Here is a 10,059-nt window from a genome sequence, read left to right on the forward strand (position 1 = left end):
GAGAGCAGAACAATGACTAAGAGCGCTCCGAAGCGAGTTGATAAGACACAACGAGTTGATAAGACACAAGAGGAGATTCTGCTAAAGAATCACGAGCAGGTTGGCAGAGGACTGATTTTTCTTGCCCAAGGACTCCAGCCCTTTGTCGAGAGTCAGATGGAAAAGTTTCATGGCGATGACTGGGAAGAGGTTGCTAAGGAATGTCTGGCGGATAAAGATTTTCACATTGAGAGCGATCGCATCAACCTGGAGGATTCCCAAGCGCTGATTCAGGTAATTATCAACCAACGGCAAGAGGCGTTTGAGCAGCCAGCCCTGAGTGGTGACGATATCAGCTTAGTGTTTGAGTTAGCAAAGGTTCGCCGGAAGTGGGCGCATCCAAAACTGAGAAGCTGGAAAGATCTGAAAATATTTGATGCTAACTATACTTACCGAGCGCTGGACAGTATTCGCTTGCTGCTTACTGCTATCTCTACTGAGGAGGCGGCAAAAAAGGTGGAAGCGCTGATTCAGGAAGTGGTACCGTTACTGCAAGGGAAGAGTCAGGCTGAAGACAAGGAACAGCAGAAGCTTATTGAGGAGAAGATTGAGGGGTTTGTCGGGCGTGAATTTGTGTTTGAGGCAATAGAGAAGTTTCTGACCAGCCAGCCCAACGGCTACTTTATCATTGAAGGCGAACCCGGTATCGGCAAAAGTGCAATTCTCGCCAAGTACGTTCAGCAGACTGGGTGTGTGGCTCATTTCAATGTTCGTTACCAAGGCATCACCAGCGTTGAACGATTCCTCAAGAATGTCTGCACCCAACTGATCTCCCGCTACAATTTGCCCTACTCCTCGCTACCATCCGACGCCACGCGAGACGGTCAATTTTTCGCTCAACTGCTGGGTGAAGTTAGTGCCAAACTTAAAACAGGCGATCGGTTGGTAATTGCAATTGACGCACTGGATGAGGTAGAATGGACTGACCACACTGGTGCAAATCTCCTCTACCTGCCTACTAGGTTGGACAAGGGTGTCTACTTCGTGATGACGCAGCGACCTGGCACTCTACCCTTAACTGTTAACACGCCACCGCATCGATTCGACTTGATGCAACATCAAGAGCAAAGTTTACAAGACATCCAGACTTACATTCGAGGCGAGGTCAATAAATCATCTCGGCTTACGGCGTGGATTGATGAGAAAGGGCTGACGCTAGAGGAGTTTATCACCCAGCTTGCTAACAAGAGCGAGAACAATTTCATGTATCTCAAATATGTACTGCCGGATATCAAGAACGGCAAGTACAAAGATCTTAGTATTGAGAGTTTGCCCCAAGGGTTGCAGGCTTACTATGAAGACCACTGGCGGCACATGGGGATGATGACTGAACCCCTGCCAATGCACAAGGTTGCGATCGTGTATTTCCTAGCTGAACTCCGCGAACCAGTGTCACGCCGGATGCTTGCTGAGTTATCTGGTGAGAAGGCTGTGACGGTGCAGCAGGTACTTAACGAGTGGAAGCAGTTTTTGCGCGAAGTGCAGGTTGATGGCGAAAGTCGCTATAGCGTTTATCACCAAAGCTTCTGTGATTTTCTATATTGCAAAGATATTGTTCAGGCATACGGCGATGACTTTTCTGAAGAAAATTAAAGCTCGAATTGTTGATAAGTTTAGCGGGGGTGTGGAAACCAAAGAGATCGGGAAACAGTTAGATAGCCTGGTGCCTGAAGATAGAGACTATGCCTTGAAGCACTTACCGTATCACATGGTTGAGGCTGGTCGTTTCGAGCAATTGCACCAATGGCTGACTGATTTTGATTTTATCGAGACTAAGGTTTTTGCTTTGGGGGTACAGGCGCTTATTGAAGATTATGATTTGGCTTTCAATGCTGATGTCTTGCTCAATGGGGAGAAAACGGACACTCTGAGATTGATTCAAGGGGCACTTCGGTTGTCAGCACACATTCTAAATCAGGACAAAACACAACTCGCAGGACAATTGTTGGGGCGTTTGCTGCCTTTTGAAGTGCCAGAAATTCAGGCAATTCTAGAACAGGCAAATCAGTTGAAGGGTGTACCTTGGCTTAGCCCATTAACTTCTAGCCTGATATTACCTGGAGGCGCTTTGCTGCGTACTCTCAGAGGTCATTTTGGCTGGGTATGGGCAGTCGCCATCACTCCTAATGGCAAACAGGTAGTTTCCGCTTCTAGTGATAGCACCCTCAAAGTCTGGGATTTGGAGACTGGTAGGGATCTGAGAACTCTCACAGGACACACCAAAACAGTACGGGCAGTTGCCATCACTCCCAATGGAAAACAGGCAGTTTCAGCTTCAGAAGATTACACCCTTAAAGTTTGGGATTTAGAGACTGGTAATGAGCTAAGAACTCTCATAGGACACACCAAAACAGTACGGGCAGTTGCCATCACCCCTAATGGAAGAAAGGCAGTTTCAGCTTCAGAAGATTACACCCTGAAAGTTTGGGATTTGCAGTCGGGGGTGGAACTGAAAACGCTATCGGGACACATTTGGTCGGTAAAAGCGGTTGCTGTTACTCCTGATGGACAACAAGTAGTTTCTGCTTCAAAGGATCATACTCTCAAAGTCTGGGATTTGCGGTCGGGGTCGGAAGTGAAGAGTTTGTCAGGGCATAGTTGGTCGGTAAATTCCATCGCCATTACTCCCGATGGTCAACAGATAGTTTCTGCTTCATGGGATTGCACTCTTAAACTCTGGGATTTGCACTCAGGAAAAGAGCTGCGTACTCTCACAGGTCATACCAAATCAGTTCAGGCAGTAGCCATCACTCCCAACAGTCAACAGGCAGTTTCAGCTTCAGAGGATTACACTCTTAAACTCTGGGATTTACAGTCTGGAGAAGTGATCAATACTTTTACTGGACATAGTAACTTTGTCCATGCCGTTGCTCTTACTCCCAACGGTCAACAGGTAGTTTCAGCTTCACAGGATAATACTCTTAAACTCTGGGGATTATATTCTGAAGAAGCACTCAATAATTTCACTGGACACACTAAATGGGTACGAGCTGTTGCTATCACCCCTAATGGTCAACATGCAGTTTCAGCTTCAAAGGATAAGAAGCTCAAAGTCTGGAATTTACAGACCGGAAAACTACAGCGGATTCTCAAGGGACATACTCACTGGGTACAGGCAGTCGCCATCAGTAATAATGGAAAATACACAATTTCAGCTTCAAAGGATAATACTCTTAAACTCTGGGATTTACGCACTGGAAAACAACTGCGGACTTTCAAAGGTCATACTGACTGGGTAATGGCAGTTGCTGTTACTCTCGATGGGCAACAGGTAGTCTCAGCATCACAGGATAAAACTCTCAAAGTCTGGGATTTACAAACAGGAAAGCAAGGGCGGACTCTCATAGGGCATCTTAGCCCAGTACGAGCTGTGGCTATAACTCCTAATGGTCAACAGGCAGTTTCAGCATCACAGGATAAAACTCTCAAAGTTTGGAATTTACAAACAGGAGAACAACTGCTGACTTTTAATGGGCATACTAACTCGGTATTGACCGTCGCTATAACTCCTGATGGTCAACACGTCGTGTCAGGTTCAGATGATAAAACTCTCAGAGTTTGGGATTTGACTACAGGCAAACAATTACGGACTCTCAGTGGACATACCAATGCGGTACTCGCTGTGGCTATAACTTCCGATGGTCAACGTGTAGTTTCAGCTTCCACTGACCACACTATCAAAGTCTGGGATTTGAAAAGTGGTAAGGTAATTGCTAGTTTATGCTGCGATGGTCCATTACTAGCCTGTGCCGTTGCGCCGGATGGGGTGACAATCGTTGCTGGTGAGCGCTCAGGGCGAGTTCATTTTCTGCGGTTGGAAGGTGTGTAGTAGGTGGGGAGGCAATAAGCACCTACTACTCATACAAAAACGCGAGCACGCTGACAACGAGAGAGAATGTGATGCCTGAAGCAGCGATCCGAGCTTTTTACCTTGGTAGTGACATTAATAACCCACATTCCGCAGATATTTAAGTCAATTGAATTTCCAAATAAATTGAAATATAAAATAGCCCAAATGATTGCCATGTAATGATTTAGGCTATTTTTAATTTAAAATAATAATTGGAGTAGCTGAACCAATAAAAAGACGAAAAACCCCAAGAAGCAATAGAAATCGTAAATTTAGACCATTTAGGAATAGTAGCAGGCGTAATAGATGAGATGGAATTAGTAGAAGAAGTGAATAAAAAAGTGGGATTAAGGACAAAAGAAGCTGTAAGCCCAGGACAGGTAATGAAAGCGATGATTTTGAATGGATTATGGTTTTTGAGCGCGTCGCTGTACTTATTCGAGAATTTTTTCATCGGGAAGGCAACAGAGCATTTAATAGAAGAAGGAGTAATCCCTCTCTGTTACACCTAGGACTGCTAATAGACATCTCCAAAATAGAAATGGGGAGGGATACTTGATGGTAAAATTAAATTTTACCCCAAGGAGAGATGAGTAAATTAAGAGACTATCTGGACAAGAATCCCCAGCAAGCAAAAAGGCTATTAGGGATGGAATACGAACAGCTAATAAAACTTATTCAAGCCGCGGAGTTATTAGAGCAAGAAAGACGGCAGGAACAGGAAAAAGCTAAGATCAGGTTGATTAAAGCAGGCGGGGGTCGTCACCAGAAATTGTCTGTGGAGGAACAAATCTTACTAACTCTAATTTATCTGCATCAGATGCCGACATTTCAAATGTTAGGGTTACAGTTTGAAGTGAGTGAATCAACAGCGAATGATATTTTCCATAACAAGATAAAAATCTTGAGAGAATTACTGCCAGCCAGTTTAGTTGAGCAAATAAAAAAAAACGAGAGTGATTGGGAGTGGGTAGAAAAAATTCTGCTGGAATTTGAGTTAGTAGTAGATAGCTATGAACAGCCCATGCAAAGACCAACAGACAATGAAGAGCAAAAAAAATATTACTCAGGAAAGAAAAAAACACATACCTTTAAAAATCAAGTCATTGTCATGCCAAACGGGAAAGAAATAGTGGATGTAGCTGTGGGTTATACCGGAGCAACAAGCGATCTAAAATTGTGGAGAGAAAGAAGGGAGGAATTGGGGAATAATCAAAAATACAGAGGGGATAAAGCTTATGTAGGGGAAACAGCAATTAATACACCATATAAGAAACCGGGGAATCAAGAAATATCGCTTGAACATCGAGAAGAAAATCGGTTAAAAGCCAAACAAAGGATTGTAGTCGAACATTTAATAAGACTGATAAAAATTTATCGAGTTGCTTCCGAAAGATTTCGGTTAAAGAGCCAAAATTATGAAGCAGTAATCTTGACAGTATGTGGACTAATAAGATGGCGAATAGGAGCGATTGTATTATCATCTAAGAATTGCCCAGAATACTTTTGAAAAATGATTGAATATCAGAAATAAAATTCATTAATTATTATTAATGTAACTGAAAAAGCCTATGAATCCGTTACTTTGGGAGAACCCGGCACAGGAGTGCTAGAGGTTCAAAAAGTAGCGATAGAGAGCATTTGGGGATTTTCGGAGATGTCTAATGGATACTTTCCCTTCTTTAATCACACCTTTTTCTGTTCCCAGTTTTGGGGCTGCCTAGTTTTTATTTTCCCTGTAGTTATAAAAGAGGGTTATAAGTGCTGAGTAATTATACCAGAAACTGAATTCCTAAACTAAAAATTTAGGGAAGGATTAGCGATCGGCTAGCTGTTTCAGGGTAATCTAAATTATAAAAGTAAAACAACGAGCAATGGCTGATAAAGGAACACTTGCTCCCGGAGCAAGAATTGTTGTAAGGGATGCAGAGTGGTTGGTACAAGCAACCACGCGAACACCGAATGGAGCAACTGTAATTGAAGTTGTGGGTGTTAGTGACTTTATCAAAGGTCGTGCGGCTCGGTTTATTGACGAGTTAGAGGAAGATTTACAGGTTTTAGACCCTAAGAATACAACCTTGGTGCCGGATGAGTCTTCTGGTTATCAGCGATCGCTCCTTTTTATTGAAGCCCACTTACGGCAAACTGCTCCGACAGATAGCAAGCTCTACATTGGTCATCGGGCGGCGATGGATGTATTGCCTTTCCAGCTAGATCCCACTCTCAAGGCATTATCTATGCCGCGACAGCGCTTGTTAATTGCTGATGCCGTTGGTTTGGGAAAAACCTTGGAGGCTGGCATTTTGATTGCTGAGTTAATGCGCCGGGGACGGGCGAAGCGGATTCTAGTGGTGACTACTAAGAGTATGTTGACTCAGTTTCAGAAAGAGCTTTGGATGCGCTTTACTATTCCGCTAGTCCGTCTTGATTCGGTGGGGATTCAGCGCATTCGTTCTCGAATTCCGACTAACCACAATCCTTTCCACTATTACGATAAGGCAATTATTTCAGTTGATACTCTCAAGCAAGACCGCGAGTACCGGACTTACATCGAACAAGCTTACTGGGATGTGATTGTTATTGATGAGGCACATAATGTTGCCAAACGGGGACACGGTAGCACGGCTTCATTACGTTCCAAGTTAGCCGATCGTCTCGCCACTCGTTCTGATGCGCTGATTATGTTGTCAGCAACGCCCCACGATGGTCGTCCTGAGAGCTTTGCTAGCTTGATGAATATGCTTGACCCAACAGCGATCGCAAACGAGTCAAACTATACGAAGGAAGATATTCGAGATTTATATGTCCGCCGATTTAAAAAGGATGTTATCGAACAACTAGCGAAACATTTTCCAGAACGGCTGATTTTACCAGTGGAGAGTCATGCTTCAGTTGAAGAAGAGAAAGCGTTTGAAGTTCTTGATAATTTAACGCTGTCTGAAATTGATGCCAAAACATCGGCTGGGAAATTATTCAAAACCACTCTGCTGAAAGCTATGTTATCAAGCCCAATGGCTTGTTTGGAAACTGTTCGCAACCGGATTAAGCGAGTAGAAAAAGCAGAAGATGGGCGATTTAGCATTGATTTAGCTGAATTAAGAGATTTAGAAGCTGCTTTAGAAGAAATCAGCCCAAGCACATTTTCTAAATATCAACAATTGCTCAAATTAATTAGTAAATCAGAGAATGGTGGTTTTAATTGGCGAGGAGATGACCCAAAAGACCGCATGGTTATTTTCACTGAGCGGCTGGAAACAATGCGTTTTCTTAAAGAAAATTTGAAACAAGATTTGAAACTTAAAGATAATGCGATCGCTACTTTAGATGGGGGAATGCCAGATGTTGAATTGATGGAAATTATCGAACAATTTGGTAACGAAAGTTCTCCGATTCGCTTGTTAATTGCGACTGATGTAGCATCAGAAGGAATTAATTTGCATTTCCTGTCTCATCGTCTGATTCATTTTGATATTCCTTGGTCGCTGATGGCTTTGCAACAACGGAATGGTAGAATTGACCGTTACGGGCAGGAACGACAACCACAGATTCGCTATTTACTAACTCGCTCAATTAACCCTCATGTGGATGAAGCAGAACGCATTATTCGAGTTTTGATTAATAAAGATGAACAAGCTATAAAAAATATTGGCGACCCTTCAGTATTTATGGGGGTGTTTGATGTTGATGAGGAAGTGCAAGTCACTGCTAAAGCAATAGAAGCGATCGAACAGGGGGAAACCGCAGAAAGTTTTGATGAGCGTTTGCAGCCAACATCTAATAATGAAGATGAGTTTGATTTTTTTGCTTTGTTTGAAGAAGAACCAGAGGTAAGTAAAGAACCGCAGGCGAAAGATGCTATGTGCCGAATGCCTAGCTTATTCTCTGATGATTTTGCTTATACATTAGCTGCTTTGGAAGCTGTTAGCCAAGAAAATACATTGCAATTTTCTCATGTTAAAGAAGAATCATTAATTGAGTTAACAATGCCCCATGAATTGCGGCGACGTTTTGAGCGATTGCCTAGAGAAATTCAACCTGCACCAGATGCTCCCTTACGCCTTGGTGCAGACCCAAAAGTTGTGATGCGAGAGTTAGAACAAGCACGTAAGTCAGAGGAAAGTTGGTCTTCTTTACAATATTTATGGGAACTGCATCCGGTGGTTAGTTGGTTGAACGATCGAGGAATCACAGCTTTTGGACGACATCAAGCTCCTGCGATCGCATTAAATCAATTACAATCGAGAGAGGTAGTTTTCGTGATGTGGGGTATTATTCCTAACCGTCGCGGACAACCTTTGATAAATAAATGGGTAAGTGTAATTTTTCAAAATCAAAAGTTTAAACATATTGAAGAATTTGAAGAAACTTTACAGCGGACTGAATTGGGTAAAGAGCCTATTCCTAATCGAAAGGTAGCTATTGATGAAGCTCTACTTAATTTACGAGAGTTAGCGGTATACCAAGCAACAGAGAAAATGTTGGAAGAACGGAGGGTATTTGAAAAACGAATTGATGTTGAATTGCAAGAACAATTAAATCGCCTAGAAAAGCTCAAAAATCAACATCATGAACAACTGGTATTAAGGTTTAGTGATGGTACACCATTAGTAGAGGAACGAAAATCGAAGGAAGAACGACGTATTGATAAAATATTTAAAGATTACTGGTCATGGGTGGAAGATAGTATGACCACAGAACCCGTACCTTATATCAAGATTATTGCTGTTTTACAGGGGCATAAAGTATGAGTAGATTAACAGGAATTACTAATGAAAATGAGTTTTATTCTAATCATTATTTAGATGCAATACTTAATGATGATATTAAGAATGTTGCCCAACGATGGAAAGAAGCGGCGGCTGAAGTTGATGGGAAATCTCCACCTGAAGAGTTGGGAAAATTGTCAAAAGATTATTTTCGCCTACGCAGTCAGTTTAGTAAAGAACGAGATATTACAGAACGCCTGACTATTCAACAGCAATGGTTGACTCAATTTTTAGCTGTTTTAGGATATCCTATTCAACCTACTGAGCGTACTCTAGATCAAGGTCAGGTTTTGCCTATATTATGTGAAATTAAAAAGAGTAATGGCGCACCTTTACTCTGGATTCTGGAAGCTTTACCTGAAGGAAATGAGGCAATTGATATTTTAGATTTAGCATTACAAAAAGACCAATTTGTGGAACAACCTGATGCTGAATTATTGTCTAGTTCTTTAGAAGATATTATTTCGGATTATATTTTTGCTCAAGATGAACCGCCTCGGTGGGTGTTGTTGGCTAATCTTCATCAAGTTATTTTAATTGACCGTTTTAAATGGAATGCGTCTCGATTATTGCGGTTTAATTTAGAGGAGATTTTATCGCGTAAGGAATCGGATACTTTACTGGCAACGGCAACATTATTACATCGAGAACATACTTGTCCAACAGAAGGAACTACCCTTTTAGATAAATTGGATGAAAATTCTCATAAGCACGCTTTTGGAGTATCTAAGGATCTCAAATATGCGTTGAGAAAAGCTATTGAATTATTAGGTAATGAGGCGGTTTGGTATATACGAAATAAGCTCAGAGAGGGCGTATTTAAATCTCGTTTAGATGGGGGACAGTTATCTCTAGAATGTTTGCGGTATATGTACCGCTTACTGTTCCTATTTTATATAGAAGCACGTCCTGAGTTAGGTTATGCTCCAATGAAAGCGGATGTTTATCGAGAAGGTTATAGTTTAGAGTGGCTGCGAGATTTGGAACAAACAGAACTGCGAACAGAAGAGGATAGTGAAGGTTATTTTATTCATATTTGTTTGAAAAAACTGTTTAGCTTAATTTCGGAAGGATATACACCTAGTAATATAGGAACTATTCAGTTTGTAGAAGAGGATTTACATAACATTTTTGAATTGGCACCGCATCGCGGGAAGGGAAAAGTAAGCGGAGGGGACGGATTTCTTATGCTCAATTGGGAATTAACCAGTTGGGAGCAGTATATGAATCGTTACTCTGTTTCCGAGGCTTTTTTGCTGAAGAAGATTTATATGAAGTACAACGGGCAGCTAAAACTACTAAAAAAGCAATGGTTGATGATGAAGACGGGGAAGAAGATTTAGAGGAAGAAGATATACCGAAGCAGGGGAAAAATAGTTATGACGAGTTGGATGTTGCTTACTT

At 41.9% G+C, this 10,059-nt stretch carries 5 protein-coding genes and 1 pseudogene; all 6 read left to right on the plus strand.

Annotated elements, in window-relative coordinates:
- The first annotated feature begins 12 nt into the window (after positions 1 to 12).
- On the plus strand, positions 13 to 1,632 hold the full coding sequence (locus PL9631_RS03305; protein ID WP_156090436.1) for a Swt1 family HEPN domain-containing protein: 1,620 nt from the start codon (positions 13 to 15) through the stop codon (positions 1,630 to 1,632).
- A complete protein-coding gene (locus tag PL9631_RS03310; protein ID WP_231516627.1) occupies positions 1,529 to 3,868 on the plus strand; it encodes a beta-propeller domain-containing protein in 2,340 nt (779 codons plus the stop codon). The genes PL9631_RS03305 and PL9631_RS03310 overlap by 104 nt, the downstream gene beginning before the upstream one ends.
- A 278-nt stretch (positions 3,869 to 4,146) precedes the next feature.
- Positions 4,147 to 4,380: pseudogene (locus PL9631_RS03315) on the plus strand (DUF4277 domain-containing protein); the annotation flags it as partial.
- A gap of 98 nt (positions 4,381 to 4,478) precedes the next feature.
- Entirely contained in the window at positions 4,479 to 5,399 is a 921-nt protein-coding gene (locus PL9631_RS03320) for a transposase family protein (RefSeq protein ID WP_083616920.1), read from the plus strand.
- A 364-nt stretch (positions 5,400 to 5,763) separates the two neighbouring features.
- Positions 5,764 to 8,637, plus strand: a complete 2,874-nt coding sequence (locus tag PL9631_RS03325) for a DEAD/DEAH box helicase (protein WP_083616922.1) — start codon at positions 5,764 to 5,766, stop codon at positions 8,635 to 8,637.
- On the plus strand, positions 8,634 to 9,998 hold the full coding sequence (locus PL9631_RS27275; protein WP_197046249.1) for a hypothetical protein: 1,365 nt from the start codon (positions 8,634 to 8,636) through the stop codon (positions 9,996 to 9,998). The genes PL9631_RS03325 and PL9631_RS27275 overlap by 4 nt, the downstream gene beginning before the upstream one ends.
- Positions 9,999 to 10,059: the final 61 nt, after the last annotated feature.

This window comes from Planktothrix paucivesiculata PCC 9631, from assembly GCF_900009265.2.
Classification (GTDB): Bacteria; Cyanobacteriota; Cyanobacteriia; order Cyanobacteriales; family Microcoleaceae; genus Planktothrix; species Planktothrix paucivesiculata.

Coding starts and splice junctions, on each gene's coding strand:
- PL9631_RS03305 (WP_156090436.1), top strand. CDS start 13: ATGACTAAGAGCGCTCCGAAGCGAGTTGATAAGACACAACGAGTTGAT.
- PL9631_RS03310 (WP_231516627.1), top strand. CDS start 1,529: ATGGCGAAAGTCGCTATAGCGTTTATCACCAAAGCTTCTGTGATTTTC.
- PL9631_RS03320 (WP_083616920.1), top strand. CDS start 4,479: ATGAGTAAATTAAGAGACTATCTGGACAAGAATCCCCAGCAAGCAAAA.
- PL9631_RS03325 (WP_083616922.1), top strand. CDS start 5,764: ATGGCTGATAAAGGAACACTTGCTCCCGGAGCAAGAATTGTTGTAAGG.
- PL9631_RS27275 (WP_197046249.1), top strand. CDS start 8,634: ATGAGTAGATTAACAGGAATTACTAATGAAAATGAGTTTTATTCTAAT.